Annotated in this window: 19 protein-coding genes; 11 read left to right on the forward strand and 8 right to left on the reverse strand. The window is 67.6% G+C overall.

The window, feature by feature from the left end:
• Positions 1 to 3: 3 nt before the first annotated feature.
• Positions 4 to 591 carry a hypoxanthine phosphoribosyltransferase gene (gene hpt, locus AC1PZ7_RS05075; protein ID WP_482358419.1) on the reverse strand — a complete coding sequence of 196 codons (588 nt, stop codon included), beginning with the start codon at positions 589 to 591 and terminating at the stop codon, positions 4 to 6.
• A gap of 209 nt (positions 592 to 800) precedes the next feature.
• Between hpt and ftsE the strand changes: the two genes are divergently transcribed.
• Genes ftsE through AC1PZ7_RS05095 form a run of 4 tightly spaced genes read left to right on the forward strand, consistent with a single transcriptional unit; the run spans position 801 to position 3,604 of the window.
• Positions 801 to 1,460, forward strand: coding sequence for a cell division ATP-binding protein FtsE (gene ftsE, locus AC1PZ7_RS05080; protein ID WP_482358420.1), 660 nt, complete (start codon positions 801 to 803; stop codon positions 1,458 to 1,460).
• Positions 1,453 to 2,505 carry a cell division protein FtsX gene (locus AC1PZ7_RS05085; RefSeq protein ID WP_482358421.1) on the forward strand — a complete coding sequence of 351 codons (1,053 nt, stop codon included), beginning with the start codon at positions 1,453 to 1,455 and terminating at the stop codon, positions 2,503 to 2,505. The genes ftsE and AC1PZ7_RS05085 overlap by 8 nt, the downstream gene beginning before the upstream one ends.
• 10 nt (positions 2,506 to 2,515) lie before the next feature.
• Entirely contained in the window at positions 2,516 to 3,190 is a 675-nt protein-coding gene (locus tag AC1PZ7_RS05090; RefSeq protein ID WP_482358422.1) for a YdcF family protein, read from the forward strand.
• A 45-nt stretch (positions 3,191 to 3,235) separates the two neighbouring features.
• Entirely contained in the window at positions 3,236 to 3,604 is a 369-nt protein-coding gene (locus AC1PZ7_RS05095) for a hypothetical protein (RefSeq protein ID WP_482358423.1), read from the forward strand.
• 34 nt (positions 3,605 to 3,638) lie between these two features.
• On the opposite strand, the gene AC1PZ7_RS05100 is transcribed toward AC1PZ7_RS05095, so the two are convergent.
• Positions 3,639 to 4,205, reverse strand: a complete 567-nt coding sequence (locus tag AC1PZ7_RS05100) for a gamma-glutamylcyclotransferase (RefSeq protein ID WP_482358424.1) — start codon at positions 4,203 to 4,205, stop codon at positions 3,639 to 3,641.
• 206 nt (positions 4,206 to 4,411) lie between these two features.
• On the opposite strand from AC1PZ7_RS05100, the gene AC1PZ7_RS05105 reads away from it, so the two are divergent.
• Entirely contained in the window at positions 4,412 to 5,530 is a 1,119-nt protein-coding gene (locus tag AC1PZ7_RS05105) for a DUF2125 domain-containing protein (protein ID WP_482358425.1), read from the forward strand.
• A gap of 36 nt (positions 5,531 to 5,566) precedes the next feature.
• Here the strand turns inward: AC1PZ7_RS05105 and edd are convergent, their stop codons facing one another.
• From edd to zwf, 3 genes are all read right to left on the reverse strand, one after another.
• On the reverse strand, positions 5,567 to 7,405 hold the full coding sequence (gene edd, locus AC1PZ7_RS05110) for a phosphogluconate dehydratase (RefSeq protein WP_482358426.1): 1,839 nt from the start codon (positions 7,403 to 7,405) through the stop codon (positions 5,567 to 5,569).
• A 66-nt stretch (positions 7,406 to 7,471) separates the two neighbouring features.
• The gene (gene pgl, locus AC1PZ7_RS05115) at positions 7,472 to 8,164 is read right to left on the reverse strand and encodes a 6-phosphogluconolactonase (RefSeq protein ID WP_482358427.1); all 693 of its coding nucleotides are present in this window, start codon (positions 8,162 to 8,164) and stop codon (positions 7,472 to 7,474) included.
• A 182-nt stretch (positions 8,165 to 8,346) separates the two neighbouring features.
• Complete coding sequence (gene zwf, locus AC1PZ7_RS05120) at positions 8,347 to 9,822, reverse strand: glucose-6-phosphate dehydrogenase (RefSeq protein WP_482358428.1); 1,476 nt, start codon at positions 9,820 to 9,822, stop codon at positions 8,347 to 8,349.
• A 728-nt stretch (positions 9,823 to 10,550) separates the two neighbouring features.
• On the opposite strand from zwf, the gene AC1PZ7_RS05125 reads away from it, so the two are divergent.
• The 6 genes from AC1PZ7_RS05125 to AC1PZ7_RS05150 all read left to right on the forward strand — a co-directional run bounded on the left by AC1PZ7_RS05125 (position 10,551) and on the right by AC1PZ7_RS05150 (position 16,586).
• A complete protein-coding gene (locus AC1PZ7_RS05125) occupies positions 10,551 to 11,561 on the forward strand; it encodes a Bug family tripartite tricarboxylate transporter substrate binding protein (protein WP_482358429.1) in 1,011 nt (336 codons plus the stop codon).
• A gap of 229 nt (positions 11,562 to 11,790) precedes the next feature.
• Positions 11,791 to 12,291 (forward strand): tripartite tricarboxylate transporter TctB family protein, encoded by a 501-nt coding sequence (locus AC1PZ7_RS05130; RefSeq protein WP_482358430.1) that lies wholly within the window; start codon positions 11,791 to 11,793, stop codon positions 12,289 to 12,291.
• Positions 12,292 to 12,344: 53 nt separating this feature from the next.
• Positions 12,345 to 13,856, forward strand: a complete 1,512-nt coding sequence (locus tag AC1PZ7_RS05135; protein ID WP_482358431.1) for a tripartite tricarboxylate transporter permease — start codon at positions 12,345 to 12,347, stop codon at positions 13,854 to 13,856.
• Between the two features lie 334 nt (positions 13,857 to 14,190).
• The gene (locus AC1PZ7_RS05140; RefSeq protein WP_482358432.1) at positions 14,191 to 14,922 is read left to right on the forward strand and encodes a GntR family transcriptional regulator; all 732 of its coding nucleotides are present in this window, start codon (positions 14,191 to 14,193) and stop codon (positions 14,920 to 14,922) included.
• Positions 14,923 to 15,231: 309 nt separating this feature from the next.
• Positions 15,232 to 15,693, forward strand: a complete 462-nt coding sequence (locus tag AC1PZ7_RS05145) for a tellurite resistance TerB family protein (protein WP_482358433.1) — start codon at positions 15,232 to 15,234, stop codon at positions 15,691 to 15,693.
• Between the two features lie 128 nt (positions 15,694 to 15,821).
• Positions 15,822 to 16,586 carry a glutamine amidotransferase gene (locus AC1PZ7_RS05150; protein ID WP_482358434.1) on the forward strand — a complete coding sequence of 255 codons (765 nt, stop codon included), beginning with the start codon at positions 15,822 to 15,824 and terminating at the stop codon, positions 16,584 to 16,586.
• 101 nt (positions 16,587 to 16,687) lie between these two features.
• Here AC1PZ7_RS05150 and AC1PZ7_RS05155 read toward each other — a convergent pair whose 3' ends face one another.
• From AC1PZ7_RS05155 to AC1PZ7_RS05165, 3 genes are all read right to left on the reverse strand, one after another.
• Positions 16,688 to 17,152 carry a Ros/MucR family transcriptional regulator gene (locus AC1PZ7_RS05155; RefSeq protein WP_482358435.1) on the reverse strand — a complete coding sequence of 155 codons (465 nt, stop codon included), beginning with the start codon at positions 17,150 to 17,152 and terminating at the stop codon, positions 16,688 to 16,690.
• Positions 17,153 to 17,562: 410 nt separating this feature from the next.
• Positions 17,563 to 18,207, reverse strand: a complete 645-nt coding sequence (locus AC1PZ7_RS05160) for a TenA family protein (RefSeq protein WP_482358436.1) — start codon at positions 18,205 to 18,207, stop codon at positions 17,563 to 17,565.
• Between the two features lie 98 nt (positions 18,208 to 18,305).
• Positions 18,306 to 19,100, reverse strand: a complete 795-nt coding sequence (locus tag AC1PZ7_RS05165) for an SDR family oxidoreductase (RefSeq protein WP_482358437.1) — start codon at positions 19,098 to 19,100, stop codon at positions 18,306 to 18,308.
• Positions 19,101 to 19,305: the final 205 nt, after the last annotated feature.

The following is a 19,305-nucleotide window of genomic DNA, read 5'->3' on the forward strand; positions in this document are numbered from 1 at the left end:
GCCCTATTTCTCCGCGTCGGGGATGTAGCCGATGAAGGGGAGCTGGCGGAAGGCGTGCGACACGTCCATGCCGTAGCCGACGACGAAATAGTCGGGGCACTGGAAGCCGACGAAATCGGCGTCGATCTGCACCGCCCGCTTGTGCGGCTTCTCCAGCAGCACGCAGACCATGACGCGGCGTGCGCCACGCGCCGCGAGCAGGTCCTTGGCGAAGGCCAGGGTGCGCCCGGATTCCAGGATGTCGTCGATCAGCAGCACGTCGCGCCCGCGTACCTCGGTTTCGATGTCGCGCAGCACCGTCACCTGTCCGGAGGAGACGCGCGCGTCGCGGTAGCTGGACAGGGTGATGAACTCGACCTCCGGCGCGAGGCCGGCCGTGTGCATGGCGCGGATGAGGTCGGCCGCGAAGACGAAGCTGCCCTTGAGCACGGCGATGACCACGAGCTTCTCGGGCTCGGCGGCGACGATCTCGTCGACCAGCTCGCGATTGCGATTGGCGATGGTCTCGGCGTCGTACAGCACCTCGATCCGGGCGTTCTGGTAGGCATTGCCCGCCTCGGGGGCGGCCTGCGTGGCGGTCGTCTCGGTCATCTGTCTCCCCGCGCGCGGCGCCTTGCGCGCCCTGTCATCTGTCCGTCAGGATGGACCGGTCGGCTGGCCCGCGTCCAGCGGGCTTTCGGCGAATGCCGTCCACCGACGTTTCGGTCGCCTTCTTTTGCCGCGCGGCGCACACGCTATGTTAGGGGTGGCTGCGCCATCAGAATCACAGTGCGGCGTAGGGTTCGCCGAAGGATTGAGTCTTGGTTCGCTTCGAGAATGTCGGTCTGCGCTACGGCATGGGGCCGGAGGTGCTGCGGGATGTCACTTTCGGCATTCCCCCACACTCGTTCCAGTTCCTCACCGGGCCGTCCGGCGCCGGCAAGACGACGCTGCTGCGGCTGCTGTTCCTGTCGCTGCGCCCGACGCGCGGGCTGATTACCATCTTCGGCCGCGATGCCGCCAAACTCGATGCCGATGAAACGGCGACGCTGCGCCAGCGCATCGGCATCGTGTTTCAGGATTTCCGCTTGCTCGATCATTTGAGTACCTATGAGAACGTCGCGCTGCCGCTACGCGTTCAGGGGCGCGAGGAGGCGAGCTATCGCGCCGAGGTGACGGAGCTGCTGCACTGGGTCGGGCTGGGCGAGCGCATGCATGTGCTGCCGCCCGTGCTCTCCGGCGGCGAGAAGCAGCGTGCCGCCATCGCCCGCGCGCTGATCAGCCGGCCGGAGATCCTGCTGGCGGACGAGCCGACCGGCAATGTCGATCCGAGCCTTGCGCGCCGCCTGCTGCGCCTGTTCCTCGAACTGCACAAGAGCGGCACATCGGTGCTGATCGCGACCCATGATATCGGGCTGATGGACCAGTTCGACGCTCGTCGGCTGGTCATCAATCAGGGGCGGCTGACCGTCTATGACTGAGAAGCTGAGCGCAGTGCCGGGAATGCTGGCGGGAATCGTCGGCCGTCTGCGCCGTCAGGCACGGACGGCCGCGCCTGCGCCCGCGCCGGCCCTTGCGGCGGCGGAGCGTCCGCCGCGACCGTCCGCCGTCCCGGCCGCCAACCCGGCAAAATCGGCTGCGCAGCGCTCCATCGTGCCGAGCGCGACAGTGACGGCGCGGGCGTTGATCGCCGTGATCGCCATCATGACCTTCCTGGCCGGGATCACCATCGGCGCCGTCTCGGCGGTGAGCAATGTCGCGGCCGAATGGACCTCCGACATCGCCCGCGAAACCACCATCGAGATCAAGCCGGGCGACGGGCTCGACGTCGAGGCTGCGCTCGCCAAGGCGGTCGAGGTCGCCAAGGCGACGCCGGGCGTGAGCAATGCCCGGGTGCTCGACATGTCCGAGACCGCGGCGCTGCTTGAGCCCTGGCTCGGCACGGGCATCGACGTCGCCAATCTGCCGGTGCCGCGCCTGGTGGTGGTGAGCCTCGATTCCGACGCCGACGCGCACACGCTGACGGCGCTGCGCGCGGCGCTGGCCGAGCAGGTGTCCTCGGCGAGCCTCGACGATCACCGACTCTGGGCCGAGCGGCTTTCCGCCACCGCGCACACAGCGATGGCGATCGGGCTCGCCGTGCTGGCGCTTGTGGGCATTGCGACCGTGCTGTGCGTGGCGGTTGCCACCCGCGCGGCGGTCGACGCGGCGCGCTCCGTGGTCGAGGTGCTGCACTTCGTCGGCGCGCGCGACACGTTCATCGTGTCCGAGTTCCAGCGTCATTTCCTGACCGTCGGGCTCAAGGGCGCGGCGATCGGCGGTGGTGCGGCGGTGGCACTGTTCTTCCTCGGCTCGACGCTGCCCTCCTGGTTCGTCCTCGACCGGCAGGTCGACACGCTGATCGGTGCGCTGACGATCGACGCGCGCGGCTATGGCGGCATTCTGGGCGTGGCGGTGCTGGTGGCTCTGGTGACGACACTCACCTCGCGCACCACCGTCTACCGCACGCTGCGCGGCATCAACTAGGCGACCGGCCGTGACCGACATCCTCCCACCGGTCCCTTCCCAGACGCCGCGCCGGCCCGGCCGCCGGCTGCGCCTCGCCGCGCTGCTGGTGCTGGCCGTGGCCGCCGTGCTGCTGGCGGGCTTCGCCGTCTTCGTCGCCTGCATCGCGGGGCGGGAGGCGCAGAGCGCGCGCCGTACCGACGGCATCGTCGCGCTGACCGGCGGCTCCGAGCGCATCGCCGAGGCGACCGGCCTGCTGATGGAAGGGCGCGGCAAGCGCCTGCTGATCACCGGCGTTCACCCGGACACGACGCTGACGGAGATCGTGCGCACCGTGCCGGCGACGCGGGAGGCGCTGGAGTGCTGCGTCGAGCTCGGCCGCTCGGCGCTCAACACGCGCGGCAACGCCATCGAGGCGGCACAATGGGCGCGCGAGCACCATTTCCGCTCGCTCCTCGTGGTGACGTCGGCCTGGCACATGCCGCGCGCGCTCGTCGAGCTGCGCCGGACCATGCCGGACATCGAGCTGGTGCCCTATCCGGTGGTGCCCAGGCGCGCGCCGGAAACCGGCTGGGAGGGCACGCTGGCCAACGGGCGGCTGCTCTTCGTCGAATATGTGAAGTTCCTCGCCGCCTATGCCGGGGTGCGCGCCTGGCCGGCGCTGACATCACAACTCGGCGAGGCAGGACGGCCGGCGACGCCCTGAAGGGCGCTGTGAACGGAACATTCAGCATGTCCGCGGATTCCTGTGATGGGAAGAGTTGACGTCACCTGTGGATGTTCTAGATTTGTTCTCATGATGACACGCGACAGAATCGTTGCCGATTCGCTGCAGGACGGTGGGCCGCTGAGTGCCAGCGGGCTGTTGGCCCGGCGCTTTCGCCTGTGGCGCGGCCCTGATGGGCGGCGGCAGGTGTTCTCCGTCTATGCGGCCGATGAGGCGCCGGATTATCCGGATGCGGTCGCCATCGCCGTGCGCATGGAAGGCACGCGGCGCGTGGCGGTCTGGACGGGGCCGGCGGGCGCCAAGGCGCGCACCGCGGCGCTGGCCGCCGATGCGCAGGAAATCCATCTGCGCATCCTGCCCGAGACCGAGAGCGGCGCCCTGGCGCCGCTCTGAGGCCGCTTGCCGGGCGCGGGCTCCGCGCCCGGCGTCAGAGCCGCTCGACCAGCCAGAGCAGTTCCTCGTCGCGTATGCCGAGCTCTGTCAGGTGCCGGGCGGTGGCGGTGACGTAGTCGGCATTGGGTCCGCCGATGCCGTGACCCTGGCGGATGAGGTGCAGCCGTTCCTCGGCGGAGAGCCGGCCGGCATATTGGGCGTGGCCGCGATCCACCAGGAACGCCACGGCCGGCACGGTGCGTTCGCTGCCATCCTTCAGCCAGACGCGGCGTACCGCCTCGCGATAGATGTTCGTCACCTGCTCGCGCTCGCGCAGATAGGCGAGGGTGTCTTCCGCCTGCGCCGGGGCGACGCGGAAGGCGATGCCGACGCAGGCGCCCCCCCGGTCGAGCCCCAGCACCAGCCCCGGCCGCTCCGGTGTGCCGCGCCAATGCACCGATTTCACGCAGAAGGAGCGGTGGGCGCCGATCAGCTTGCCCGGCACCCGCTCCTCATAGGCGAAGCCGGGATTCCACATCAGCGAGCCATAGCCGAACACCCAGAGCGGGGCGGTGGACGGGACGGAACCGGTGGCGGGCGGGACGTGGCGGGCGGCGGACATGGCGGCGAATCCGGAATCGGCGAGCCTGGACGAGGGAGCAGAAGTCCTTGCGTGAGGCGGAAGCATGGCGCAAGGGGCGTGGCGACGATGAGGGGGCCCGGGGCGGACCGGCTTGCAAGCTGCGGCATGGCGGTTACGGTGCCATGCCTTAAGCCTGCCGCATCGGTATTCGAGCGTGCGCCGCCCGCGATCCCTGGAGTTGCCGCATGAGCCGTCCCGACGTCGCCTTCGAGCCGACCCTGCCGCCGTCCGGCGCCGCGCCGGGAAAACGCCGGCCGTGGCTGATCGCACTGCCATTCGCGGGGCTGGCCGTACTGGGCATCGGCTGGTCGCTGGCGTGGAACTGGGGTGCGGGCCGCGCGGCGGCGGAGATCGACGCCTGGATCGCGCGCGAGGCCACCGAGGGACGCAACTGGAACTGCGCCAGCCGCGAATTCGGCGGCTTTCCCTTTCGCTTCGAGCTGATCTGCGCCGACCCGACGGTGAGCTTCGCCGGTCCGAGCACCTGGACGGCGCGCATGGCAGGCGCCCATGCGGTGGCGCAGATCTGGAATCCCAACCACATCATCGCAGAATTCCAGGGACCGGCGACGCTGGTGGAGTCCTCGACCGGGCGCGAGGTTGTGGCCAACTGGTCGCTGTTGCAGGTGAGCGGCGTCGGCAGCGAGGGGCGTGCCGAACGGTTCTCGATCGCCGCCAACGACTATTCGCTGGCCGAGGGCGGCACCACCGTGTTTTCCGCCCGCCACGCCGAACTGCATGTGCGCCATCACCCCGGCGAGGCGGCCGGGACGCTCGACCTCGCCATGGGCTTCAAGGGCGCGACCGGCATGTCGCTGAACGCGCCGGCGCCGCAGGCGCGCACCACCGGCGTGGCCGCCAGCCAGGCTGCGGCCCAGGCGGCGGCCAGCATCGACGGCGAACTCGAGGCGACGGTGACGGGGGTTCCGCCGTTCCGTTCCATGCCGCCGGAGCAGCGCCTCGCGTTGTGGCAGCAGGCCGGCGGGCGGGTGAATCTTCTGGTGGCCCGGGTCACCGGCGGCGGTGGTTCGCTTAGCGCCTCCGGCGACATCGCCCTCGATCTCCAGCGCCGGCCCGACGGCCGGCTCGACATCGCCGTGGTGAGGGCGCAGCAGCTGTTCGGATCGCTGGCGGCGGCGGGGCTTCTGCCCGACTTCGTGGCCAATCTCGCCCCCGCCATGATGATGGCCGGGCTGCCCGCCACGGTCGACGGCACGAAGGCGAGTTCCTTCCCCTTCGTCTTCCGCGACGGACGGGTCCTGCTCGGCGTGCTGCCGCTCGGCAAGATCGGCCCGCTGTTCTGAGCGCCGGCTTTCCCTGGCCCTCGCCGGGGATGCGGCTCACACCGCGAAGATCGACGCGCCGGTGTCCGCCGTGCCGACGGCGGCGCGGAACGAGGCAAAGAGTTCGCGCCCGACGCCGACATGGGAGGGCGCGAGATTGGCTGGGGCCGGCGCGCGCTCGGACCAGGCCTCCGGATCGACCAGCACGGTCAGCGTGCCGGCCACCGCGTCGAGCCGGATCATGTCGCCGTTGCGGATCAGCGCGATGGCGCCGCCGTCGCAGGCTTCCGGTGTGACATGGATCGCCGCCGGCACCTTGCCGGAGGCGCCCGAGAGGCGGCCATCGGTGACGAGCGCGACCTTGTGGCCGCGATCCTGCAGCACGCCGAGCGGCGGCATCAGCTTGTGCAGTTCCGGCATGCCGTTGGCCTTGGGGCCCTGGAAGCGGACGACGGCGACCATGTCGCCCTTCAGCTCGCCGGCCTTGAAGGCGGCCTGCAACTCTTCCTGGCTGTGGAAGACGCGGGCCGGCGCCTCGATGACGTGGCGCTCCGGCGCGATGGCGGAGGTCTTGATCACCGCCCGGCCGAGCGTGCCCGAGAGCAGCTTGAGGCCGCCCGTGGCCTGGAACGGCGCCCGGGCGCCGCGCAGCACCGCCTCGTCGCCGCTGGTCGCGGTGCCGTCGCGCCAGCCGAGCGAGCCGTCCTCGGCGAGCGTCGGCTCCAGCATATAGGCATCGAGCCCGCCGCCCCACACGGTCTCCACGTCGCGGTGGAGCAGGCCGTCATTGATGAGCTCGCGGATGACAAAGCCCATGCCGCCGGCGGCGTGGAAGTGGTTCACGTCGGCCTTGCCGTTCGGATAGACGCGGCAGAGCAGCGGGGTGACATCGGCGAGGTCGGAGAAGTCGTCCCAGGTCAGCTTGATGCCGGCCGCGGCCGCCATGGCGACGACGTGCAGCGTGTGGTTGGTCGAGCCGCCGGTGGCGTGCAGGCCGACCACGCCGTTGACGAACACCTTCTCGTCCAGCATGCGCCCGACCGGGATGTAATCATTGCCCAGCGCGGTGATCGCCATGGCGCGCTCGGCGGCGGCGGTGGTCAGCGCCTCGCGCAGCGGCGTGTTGGGGTTGACGAAGGAGGCGCCGGGCAAATGCAGGCCCATGATCTCCATCATCATCTGGTTGGTGTTGGCGGTGCCGTAGAAGGTGCAGGTGCCGGGCCCATGATAGGACTGGCTCTCGGCTTCGAGCAGGGCGTCGCGGCCGACTTTTCCTTCCGCGAAGAGCTGGCGGATCTTGGCCTTCTCGTCGTTCGGCAGGCCGGAGGTCATCGGACCGGCGGGCACGAACACCGCCGGCAGGTGGCCAAAGCTGAGCGCGCCGATGACGAGACCGGGCACGATCTTGTCGCAGATGCCGAGGAACACGGCGGCGTCGAAGGTCTGGTGCGAGAGCGCCACCGCGGTCGCCAGCGCGATCACGTCGCGCGAGAACAGCGAGAGCTCCATGCCGGCCTCGCCCTGGGTGATGCCGTCGCACATGGCCGGCACGCCGCCGGCGACCTGCGCCACGCCGCCGGCCGCCCGCGCGGCGGCGCGGATGAGGTCGGGATAGCGCTCATAGGGCTGGTGCGCCGAGAGCATGTCGTTATAGGCGGTGACGATGGCGAGGTTGGCGCCGGCACCCTCGCGCAGCATGGCCTTGTCGGAGGGGCCGCAGGCGGCGAAGCCGTGCGCCTGGTTGGCGCAGCCGAGCTTCATCCGGCCCGGCCCGCGCTCGGCGGCAGCCGCGATCCGCTCCAGATAGCGCGAGCGGGTGTCGTGGGAGCGCCTGGCGATGCGCTCGGTGACTTCGCCGATGCGGGCGTTCACGCTGGACGGGGTGGCGTCGGCCATGCGGCTCTCCTCAGGTCGTCAGCGGCCGGCGATCCCGGCCGGTCGTCGGTGGCGGTGCCCGTCGGTTCAGGGGCACCAGAAAATGTCGAGCGCGGGCTTCGCGCGCAGCACGGCGCGGATCGGCATGTCGGTCGCCGGTCCCTCGCCCAGCGCCTTCTCCAGCACGGGGCGCTTGGCCGCCCCCTCGATGTGGAGCGCCAGCGCGTCGGCCGCCAATAGTATCGGCAGAGTGAGGGTGATGCGCGGCTCGCCGGCATCGGGCGCGCGCATCGGGATGAGGCCGAGCGTGCCGTCCGGGTCGAGCGCTTCGTCGAGATGGTCGCCATTGGGGAAGAACGAGGCGGTGTGGCCGTCATCGCCCATGCCGAGCACGGCGCAGGCGAGCGGCCAGGAGAGGTCTTCCAGCGCTTCGTTGACGGCGAACAGCCCGTCTTCCGGCGTCGGCGCGTCATTGGCGAGCGGCACGAACTTCGCCGCCGCGGCCCGGTTCTTCAGCAGATGCTGGCGCACCAGCCGGGCGTTGGACCGATCGGAGGTCTCGCGCACCCAGCGCTCGTCGACAAGGGTGATGGCGATCTTCTCCCACGGCAGGTCGCGGGTCGACAACTCCTCGAAGAAGCGGGTCGGGGTGCGCCCACCGGAGACGGCGAGGCTCGCAAAGCCGCTGCGCGCCACGCGCGCGGTCAGCGCCGAGCCGACGAAATCCGACAGGGCCCGCGCCAGCGCGGCGCCATCCTTCAACTCGTGCATCGTCGACATGCTCACACGGTCTCCTCGTCGTTCTCCGGCGCCGGCTTGCTGCCGGCCATATTCATCGCGAACGGGGCCGAAGCACCGTCCGCCGGAGAGTATACGGCACTGTCCGGCGGAACGGCGTTTCGATGGCGCCGTTCCCTAGCTGGTGGATTGGGCTAAGCGCCGTCCTCCAGCCACAGGCGCGATTACGCGCCGTCCTCCAGCCACGTGCGACCGTCGCGCTCGATGAGGGCGATGGAGGCGGAGGGGCCCCAGGTACCCGCCGTGTAGGGGCGTGGCGGCTCCTTGGCGCTGCGCCACGCCTCGAGGATCGGGTCGACCCATTTCCACGCCGCCTCGACCTCGTCGCGGCGCATGAACAGGGTCTGGTTGCCGCGCACCACGTCGAGGATGAGCCGCTCATAGGCGTCCGGGTTGCGCACCTTGAACGCCTTGGCGAAACTCATGTCGAGCGGCACATGGGTGAGGCGGATACCGCCCGGGCCGGGATCCTTGATCATCAGCCACAGTTTCACGCCCTCGTCCGGCTGCAGGCGGATGACCAACCGGTTCGGCTCGATGGCGCCGACCGCGTCGCCGAAAACCGAATGCGGCACGTGCCGGAAGCCGACGACGATCTCCGACACGCGCGAGGCGAGGCGCTTGCCGGTACGCAGATAGAAGGGCACACCGGCCCAGCGCCAGTTCTCCACCTCCGCCTTCACGGCGACGAAGGTCTCGGTATTGCTGGTGGAGGAGCCGAGCTCGTCGAGATAGCCCGGCACGGCGCCTCCGGCCGAGGCGCCGGCGCGGTACTGGCCGCGCACAGTGACTGCGGCCATGTTGAGGTCGTCGATCGGCTTGAGCGCGCGCAGCACCTTCAGCTTCTCGTCGCGCACCGCGTCAGCGTCGAGCGAGGCGGGCGGCTCCATGGCGACAAGGCAGAGGAGCTGCAGAATGTGGTTCTGCACCATATCGCGCATGGCGCCGGCGGTGTCGTAATAGCCGGCGCGCTCCTCGACGCCGAGCGCCTCGGCCACGGTGATCTGCACATGGTCGATATGGGCGTTGTTCCACAACGGCTCGAACAGCGCGTTGGCGAAGCGCAGTGCCATGAGGTTCTGCACCGTCTCCTTACCCAGATAGTGATCGATGCGGTAGACGCGCTCCTCCGGGAAGATGCGCCCGACCTGCTCGTTGAGCGCGACGGCGGACTTCAGGTCCTTGCCGATCGGCTTCTCGATGACGACGCGGCCTTCCGCAGCGAGGCCGTATTTGCCGAGCCGCTCGCAGATCGGCCCGAAAAGGTGGGGCGCGGTGGCGAGATAATAGACGGGAATATGCTCGGGAAAGCCACCCACGCGCCGCGCCAGCTCGGCCCAGCCGGCATCGGCATCGGCATCGGCGGCGACATAGGAGAGGCGGGCGAGGAAACGGTTGATCTCCGGCCCCTCGAGCTCGCTGGCGGGAATGTGGTCGGTGAGCGCCTGGCGCGCGAAGGCGCGGAACTGCTCGTCGCTCAGCTCGCGGCGCGACACGCCGATGATGGAGGCGTCATCGGGAATCTGGCCGTCGAGATCACGATGGAACAAGGCCGGAATCAGCTTGCGGCGGGACAGGTCGCCGGTCGCCCCGAAAACGGTGAGCGTGAAGGGAGCCACCGGAATCACGCGGCTGGTCATTTGATCAGTGTCTCCTCTTGCCGTGGCGGGTGGTGTGTCCCAAGGATCGGCTCGCATCGCGGCCGGATTGCGGACGCGGATTCTGTCCTTATGGATGCTCTAGCAAAAACGATTCCGCACGGCGACGTCGGCGCCGCGTTTTGCCGGCCCGTACACTGCCGGCTGTGTACGACGTGGCAATGATGCGCGGGGCGGCTCGCGGCCCGTAAGAAAATGTGTTGCGACGCAACAATATGGCGACAAAGCGGGCGCAAGCGGGGCAAAATCGGGCATGTCGCAGCGCGCCAAGTATTCGCGGCCCGGTTCGACGCATCACGGCGCCGGACGATCGGCGCTGCATGAAGCGCTGGGACATGGGCCGTCCGGCGCGGGACCGGGCCGTGGAGCTTGAAGGAAAAGGCTTTCTTGTCAACGGTTTGAGTAATAAGGTATGCGTTTCGACATTATGAATTATTACGTATACCAAAGTATGTATGCCAAATACATAATAACGCGAATACGTAATACCAACTGACATTGCGTCGCAACATTGAACTTTAGAATTATCTCTTGGCTTCGGCCTCTTCTTGGTACAAGTTATTCCACAGAATATCCGGCGGAGAGACACAACAAAGTCGCCGGCTATCGAGGTCCAGCCCCGTCCTCCGGATGAGAGGCGCGACCCAATCAGAAAGCCGACCTGTTCAAGAGTCGGCCACTCGCCAAACCCTTTGGGAAGGAAACGCCAAATGAAACACTTGCATGCTCTCGGCCTTGGCGCCGTGACCGCTCTTGGCATGACGGCCCTGTCCATGCTGCCCGCGTCGGCGGCCTGGGAGCCCACCAAGCCGGTCGAGTTCATCGTGCCGGCCGGTACCGGCGGCGGCGCCGACCAGATGGCCCGCACGCTTCAGGGCATCATCGCCAAGCACGACCTGATGTCGACCCAGCTCGTCGTCATCAACAAGTCCGGAGGCGCCGGCGGCGAGGGCTTCCTCGACGTGAAGAGCAACAAGGGCAATCCGCACAAGATCGTCATTTCGCTCTCGAACCTGTTCACCACCCCGCTCGCCACCGGCATTCCCTTCAACTGGAAGGACCTGACCCCGGTGGCCATGCTGGCACTGGACGAGTTCGTGCTGTGGGTGAATGCGCAGGAGCCCTACAAGACCGCGCAGGAATATGAGGCCGCGATCAAGGCCGCCCCGGACAACACCTTCAAGATGGGTGGCACCGGCTCCAAGCAGGAAGACCAGATCATCACCGTCGCCATCCAGAAGGCGCTGGGCAAGAAGCTGACCTACATCCCGTACAAGGGCGGCGGCGAAGTCGCGGTGCAGCTCGTCGGTGGTCACATCAACTCGAGCGTGAACAACCCGATCGAGGCCGTCTCGCAGTGGCGCGGCGACAAGCTGCGCCCGCTGTGCGTGTTCGACTCCAAGACGCTCCCCTACACCGACAAGATTCAGGGCGACCTGTCCTGGTCCTCGGTGCCGACCTGCAAGTCGGCCGGCCTCGACGTGGAATATCTCATGCTCCGCGGCGTCTTCATGCCCCCGGGCGTGACCGACGAGCAGGTCGCCTATTTCGTCGACCTGTTCAAGAGGGTCCGCGAGACCCCGGAGTGGAAGCAGCTCATGAAGGACGGCGCCTTCAACCAGACCTTCATGGCGGGCGACGAGTTCAAGGCCTGGCTGACGCAGTCCGAGACGACCCACAAGGGTCTGATGCAGGAAGCGGGCTTCATCGCCGGCAACTGATACGCCTGTCGATGGCGTAGCGTGAGCACGGTCGACCCTCGGGCCGACCGCGCGATCCTCGACCGGATCGCGGCACCAACGGTGCAGGGCGGGGACCGAACAGTGTCCCCGCCGAGCCGCCCTTCGGGCGAGACAAGAACAAACTTTCAGCGGGCTGGCGTCAAACGCGATGCCGACGGGTAGCTGTCCCGCCGGCCCGTTCTTCGCGCGGATTTTCGGAGACATCGTGATGGAACAGGCTCACCACGGAGCCGCAGCGGGACCGAAGCAGCGTGCCGTAGAGATCGGTACGGCGCTGCTGACCCTGCTGTTCGGCCTTATCGTCATCTATGGCAGCGTCATCGTCGGCTTCGGCTGGGGCTCGGACGGCCCGCAGGCCGGCTTCTTTCCCTTCTATGTCGGGCTCATCATCTGCTTGTGCAGCCTGATCAACCTTGTCATGGCGTTCCGCGAGGACTCCGTTGGGCTGTTCGCCGAATGGGGCCAGCTCGGCCAGGTTCTCCGGGTTCTGATCCCGGCGTCGATCTACGTCGTGATGATCCCGTTCCTCGGCATCTATCTTCCGTCGTTCCTTCTCATCGTCGTGTTCATGACGTGGCTGGGCAAGTACGGCTTCCCGCTTTCGCTGGCGGTGGCGGTCGGTGTGCCGGCGTTCTTCTACGTGACGCTTGAGCGCTGGTTCCTGATCCCGCTCCCCAAGGGGCCGATCGAGGCGATGCTCGGACTCTGACCATAGACAGATAAGAGGGGGCCGGTCGCGGCCGCCCCCAGGGAAAAGCGCCCATGCTCGACAATTTCATCAACCTTTATCACGGCTTCTACATAGCCGGCGATCCGTTCAACATCCTCCTGATGGTGGTCGGCATCCTGCTCGGCGTGATCATCGGCGTGCTGCCGGGCCTCGGCGGCGCCAACGGCGTCGCGATCCTGCTGCCGCTGACCTTCTCGATGTCGCCGACTTCGGCGATCATCCTCCTGACCTGCATCTACTGGGGCGCGCTGTTCGGCGGCGCCATCACCTCCGTCCTGTTCAACATCCCGGGCGAACCCTGGTCCGTGGCGACGACCTTCGACGGTCATCCCATGGCGCGTTCGGGACGGGCAGGCGAGGCGCTCACCGCCGCCTTCACCTCGTCCTTCGTCGGCGCCTTCTTCGCGATCGTGATGATCACCATGATCGCGCCGCTGGTCGCACAGTTCGCGCTGCAGTTCGGCCCGGCCGAGAAATTCGCGGTGTACTTCCTCGCCTTCGCGTCCTTCGTGGGCATGAGCAAGGAGCCGCCGGCCAAGACCGTCGTGTCCATGATGATCGGCTTCGCCCTCGCGGCGGTCGGCCTTGACATGGTGACGGGCCAGCTGCGCCTGACCTTCGGCGTTACCGAGCTGCTCAACGGCTTCGACTTCCTCATCGCGGTCATCGGTCTCTTCGGCATCGGCGAGATCCTGCTGACCATGGAAGAGGGCCTGGAGTTCCGCGGCAAGGCGGCGAAGATCGACCCGAAGGTGGTGTGGAAGACCTGGAAGACGCTGCCCAAGTACTGGGTGACGTCGCTGCGCTCCTGCATCATCGGCTGCTGGATGGGCATCACGCCCGCCGGTGCGACGCCGGCCTCGTTCATGGCCTACGGCATCGCCAAGCGCGTGTCGAAGAACGGCAAGAACTTCGGCAATGGCGAGATCGAGGGCGTCGTGGCCCCCGAGACCGCCGCGCATGCCGCCGGCACGGCGGCCATGCTCCCGATGCTGGCGCTGGGCGTTCCCGGTTCGCCGACCGCCGCGGTTCTGCTCGGCGGCCTGCTGATCTGGGGTCTCCAGCCCGGTCCGATGCTGTTCGTCGAGCAGGCCGAATTCGTGTGGGGCCTCATCGCCTCCATGTATCTCGGCAACATCGTCGGCCTCATCCTGGTGCTGACCACGGTGCCGCTGTTCGCCTCGATCCTGCGGATCCCCTTCTCGATCATCGCCCCGGTGATCCTGGTGATCTGCGCCATCGGTGCCTACACGGTGAACAACAACGTGTTCGACGTGCTCATGATGATGGTGTTCGGCGTCCTCGGCTACCTGCTGAAGAAGACGAACTACCCGCTGGCCCCGCTGGTGCTGGCGATCGTTCTCGGCGACAGCGCCGAGGAAGCCTTCCGCCAGTCCCTGCTCGGCTCCGGTGGCTCCATCGCGGTGTTCTGGTCGAACCCGCTCGTGTCCTCGATCATGGCCCTCGGCGTCATTGCCGGCATATGGCCGCTGATCGGCATGCTCTTCAGCAAGCTGCGCGGAACCTCTGCCCAGCCCGCCTGAAGTCGGCATGAAGCAAGAGAGCCCGCCGTGCGATGAACGCGCGGCGGGCTTAAGTCGAGGGGGTTACCTCAGGTAATTCTTCCGACGCCCAGGCGAAGGGCGGGGCCAATCGCTCTTCCGCCGAATCCCTCGCCCCCGGAGAGGGAGATCGGGCCATCAACGGTCGCGGGACACCCCGTCGCCCGAGCCACGCAACAGAAGGTGGCCGGCAGGCGGGAGCGCGAACCGGCGTTTCGGGGGGACGGGAGGCAACGCCAATGTTTTACGCCGATAGAAGGCTTCATTCCCGATGCCATGGGCCGGTGCCCGGCACCGGGCCCGGGATGGAAGCATCATGATGAGCGTCGAAAGCACCATTCGCCGGGTGAACGGCGGGGCTGCGAAGCTCTCCGTGGCACCGCTTGAGGATACCTCCACCTTCAAGAACCGCGCTTACATCGCGCTGAAGGAGGTCATCGTCTCGCTCAACATCTACGATCAGACCAACGAGGTCCGGCTCGACGAGCGCCAGCTCGCCCAAAGCCTCGGCGTGAGCCGCACGCCGGTGCGCGAGGCGATGGCGCAGCTGGAGCGCGAGGGCTTCGTGCATTCGGTGCCGCGGCGCGGCATCTATGTGGTGCGCAAGACCAAGCGCGAAGTGATCGAGATGATTCAGGTCTGGGCCGCGCTGGAGAGCCTCGCGGCGCGGCTGATCACGCTGCATGCCAGTGACGAGGAGATCGGCCGGCTGCGGCAGATGTTCGCCTCCTTCGAAGAGGGCGAGGATGCGCCGCACGCCAAGCTCGACGAATATTCCGAGGTGAACATCCAGTTCCACCAGACCATCATCGCGATGGGTGGAAACGGCATTCTCGTCAATCTGGCAGAGAACCTGTTCACCCATATGCGGATGATCCGCCGCAAGACGATCGCCGAGGAGGATCGGGCCAACCGCTCGATCCAGGACCACCTCGCCATCATCCAGGCGCTGGAGGCGCGAGCCACCGACGCAGCCGAGGTGCTGGTGCGCAACCATGCGCTCGGCCTGGCGGATCACGTGTCGCGCTACGCCGACTATCTCGAATAGTCCGGCATCGCGCGGCGGGTCGGTGCCGGACGGCACGGCCCGGATGGATTCCCCAACCTCATCCCGGCGGGTTCCTCGACCCCGTCGGGCTCTTTTTTGGGCGGTCGGAATTCGATCGCCGCTGGCGAGCGGCTCCAGCCCCCGACGTGGGTGTGGCGTGGCTGCACCGCTGCGCCCGCGATCTGTCGCGCGCGGCGGACCGGCCGTTGCGCCGTCCAGACGATTACGTTACGCACGCTGAGGACCTGAAAGCCGGGTCCCATCCCATTTCCCGACCTGTCCGCCCCGTCGCAGGAGGAGCCGCCCGGCATGCTGCGCTCGCTGACCGATTTCATCGCCGAGATCGCCGGTGGCGGCCGCGAGACCGCCGCCTTCGCCGAGAACGACTACCGTCTGGCGGCGGCAGCGCTGCTGGTGCATGTCGTGACGATCGACGGCATCATCGGCGCGGACGAGATGGCCAAGCTGCGGGGCATCCTTGCCGACCGTTTCAGTCTCTCCGACGGCGACGCCGAGAAGCTTCTGGAAGCCGCCATTGCGCGCGATGCCGAAGCGGTCGACCTCTATGGCTTCACCAGCGTGCTCAATCGGGCCATGGATGAGGAGGGGCGCAAGCGCGTGGTCGAGATGATGTTCGAGGTTGCCTATGCCGATGGCGGCCTGACCGAATTCGAGGACAATCTCGTCTGGCGGGCCGCGGAGCTGCTCAATGTGAGTTCGCGCGACCGGGTCGAGCTTCGCAAGCGGGTGCGCGACGAGTTCGACGAATAGGCTTTCCGGGCGGCCGGAGGAGGCTGCGGCCGCGTCGCCTGAACCGCCCGCGAGTCCTTGGCGTCATCCTTGCTTGCGGGAAGAGGAAACGCCCGACGTCCCCTCCGGTCCCGTGCCTGATCGAAATCATGGCTTCCGCTGTTCCGCCGCTTCCCGTGCTCATCGTGCTCCATCAGGAGCATTCCTCCCCCGGACGGGTCGGGAGGCTGCTGGTCGAGCGCGGTCATCGGCTCGACATCCGCCGGCCCTGCCTCGGCGAGCCGCTGCCGGCGACGCTCGCCGGCCATGCCGGGGCCGTGGTGTTCGGTGGTCCGCAAAGCGCCAATGACTGCCACGATTATGTGCGCTCCGAGATCGACTGGATCGGCGTGCCGCTGGCGGAGGGCAAGCCCTATCTCGGCATTTGCCTCGGCGCGCAGATGCTCGCCCGGCATCTCGGCGCCAAGGTCGCGCCGCATCCCGAGGGGCTGGTCGAGATCGGCTACTACCCGATCCGCGCCACGTCCGCCGGGACGGCGCTGCTGGACGTGACATCAGGGGAGGGGCCGGGCGCGCCGTGGCCGGACCATGTCTATCACTGGCACAATGAGGGCTTCGAGCTGGCCGCCGGGACGGAGCTCCTGGCCGAGGGCCGGACCTTCCCGAATCAGGCGTTCCGCTTCGGGCCGAGCGCCTACGGCATCCAGTTCCATCCCGAGGTGACGCATCACATGATGTGCCGCTGGACCGTGCGGGGCAGCGAGCGACTGGACCAGCCGGGTGCCCGGCCGCGCCGCGCGCATTTTCTCGACCGCTTGCAGCACGATGCGCGGATCCGCCTCTGGCTCGATGCCTTCATCGGCCATTGGCTCGCGGGTGGCGCGGATGCGGAGCGTCGACCAGATCAAATCTAGCCCCGCGGGCGCGCCAAAGAAAATGCCGCGCTGACCCGGTCAGCGCGGCATTTTTCAATTGGTCCGATCGCCTGGCGCGTGCGGCGGAAGCGTCGCCTGCTTCACGCCACCTTCTTGGCGCGGCCGCGGGTCTTGACCGGCGCCGCCGGTACCGGCTTCTTGCGCTGCTGGCCGAGGCCCATCTTCTTGGCGAGGTTGGAGCGGGCCTCAGCATAGCTCGGAGCGACCATGGGATAGTCGTTCGGCAGGCCCCACTTCGCGCGGTATTCTTCCGGCGTCATGTTGTACTTGGTACGCAGATGACGCTTGAGGGACTTGAACTTCAGGCCATCCTCAAGACAGATGATATATTCCGGCGTGACCGACTTCTTGACCGGAACCGCAGGCTTCAGAACCTCCTCGACCACAGCCGGAGCCGGGGTGGAAAGTCGAAGCAGCGCGCCATGAACCTTGGCGATCAGATCGGGAAGCTCGGTGGCGGGGACCGAGTTGTTGCCGACAAAAGCCGCAACGACATCAGCGGTGAGGCCGAGATAATCGACCGACGAGCTATCCTGCTCCGACATCTATTTCCTCCATGGAGAACCATGTCGGATTTAACACCAAATGTGAAAAGGTCAATAAGCAATCGGCAAGCAGTGTTTCCCGATGACATGCACAAGTCTCATTGGCCAGCCTGCTATACCGCCATGTCCTCAATGTTCCGGCGGAGTTGGTCGGACAATGCACGCCGCATCGGGTTGGTGATACGGGAATCGGATGAATTCGTTGGCTTCCGGTGCTTTCGTGCGTTTTGTCGACGGCATCAGGCGTGAATAATTTGGTGTCAGATAATTTGCAGACCGCGCCTGAGTTCAACCGAGAGGGATTGCCGGAAATAAAGCGGAAACGATTCAGGCGAACACAATCTTTTGACGAAAGCCGCAGAGGTGCAATCCGTGGATGTTGTGCGCGACGGTAACGCGTTTTGCTCGCATCAATCGTAGATGTGATCGAAGAAGGCGCGCTCCAGGCTGACGGCACGGCGGAAGAAGGCGGCAGCGGAGGCGCGCTTCTCTTCGTCGACTGCTGCGCCGACACGGTCGAGTTCGCCGCGCAGCCAAGTCACGAAGGCGCGGAAACTGTCATTATTGTGCAGCGTGATCCATTCCGCATGCACGAAATCTTCCGGCAGCGGTGCGTCCGGCCTGTCGGCCCAGGAGAGATAGAGCCATTCGGCCACGGCGAGCACGGCGAGGCAGCTCGCGTAGTCGCGGCTGGCGGCGGCGTCCTTCATCAATGTCTGGAAGCCGCTGGTCGGCGCGGTGAGCACGGGATGCGCGCGTTCGGCCGCCGGCACGCCGAGCGCGTCGAAGGAGCGCTGGAAATAGGTGTTCTCGTCGCTGGTGATCATCGCGGCGAACTGGGCGAAGCGGATGCGCGAATCGAAGCGGTCGGCGGTGGCGATGGCCATGCCGAGCAGGGCGACGAAGCCGTCGATGAACTGATAGTCCTGCGTCAGGTAGCGGCGCATCACTTCGGGCGGAATGGCGCCGCGAAAGATCTCGTCGACGAAGCGGTGGCCGACCGAGGCGTTCCAGTCCGCCGCATTCTCCTCGCGCAGGCGTTCGCTGAAGCTCATCCATATTCCTCCCTGAACCCGGCGGGGTTCTAGGGCGCATCCGCCGGTGCGTCGAGGGCGGAAGCGCGCGGCAGGTCGGCGCGGCAGGTCGGCGCGCGCTACATGCGCACGGTCTGTCCGCCGTCGACCACCAGCACATGGCCGTTGACGAAGGACGCCTCGTCCGAGGCGAGGAACACCGCCGCGGCGCCGATCTCATCCGGCTTGCCCCAGCGGCCGATGGGCACGCGGATGTCGACGAAGGCGGAGAACTCGGCATCGCCGACCAGCGCGGCATTGGTCTCGGTCGCGAACATGCCGGGCGCGATGGCGTTGCTGGTGATGCCGAGGCGGGCATAGTCGACGGCCAACGCCCGCATCAGGCCGGTCAGCCCCGCCTTGGCGGCGGTGTAGACCGGGTCGTGGCGATTGGCGACGTGGCCGGCGATGGAGGTGATGGTGATCAGTCGGCCATGCCGATGCTCGGCCATCCGCTCGGCGGCCTCGCGCGCCAGCAGCATCGGTCCGACGAGGTCGGTGCCGATCAGCGCGCTCGCCTCCTCCGGCGAGAAGTCCTTCAGCGGCCGGCGGTCGCGCGCGCCGACATTGTTGATCAGGATGTCGAGCCGGCCATGCTCGCGCGCCAGGGCGGCGATGGCCTCCCGGCCGGCGCCGATATCGGCGACGTCGAACGGGGCGATGTGTATCGCGCGCCCGGTCGCCGCGCCGAGCGCCGCCGCCGCGATCTCCAGCCGCTCGGCATGGCGCCCGTTGATCACGACCGTGGCACCGGCGGCCGCGAGCGCCTTCGCCATTTCGAAGCCGAGACCCCGGCCGGCCCCGGTGACGAGGGCAATGCGACCGTCGAGCCGGAACGGGCGGGGGGCGACAAAGGCGGCGTGCGTATCGGTCATTCGGGGCTCGTGGCGAAGGAGCTGGTCAATCGCAGTCACTCTGGCCCGGTCCCTGCGCCGACGCCACCCGCTTTCGCGCCGGACCAGCCGGGGCGGCGCTGCGGCCTTTGCGCCCGAGCCGCGCGACCGGCTTCCTCTGCCGTCGCCGGTCATGCCACAGTGACAAATGGTGCGCCCGCCTTCTGGCATCGGTTTCGCATGGTGG

The organism is Ancylobacter sp. TW_SC_1, from assembly GCF_056836805.1.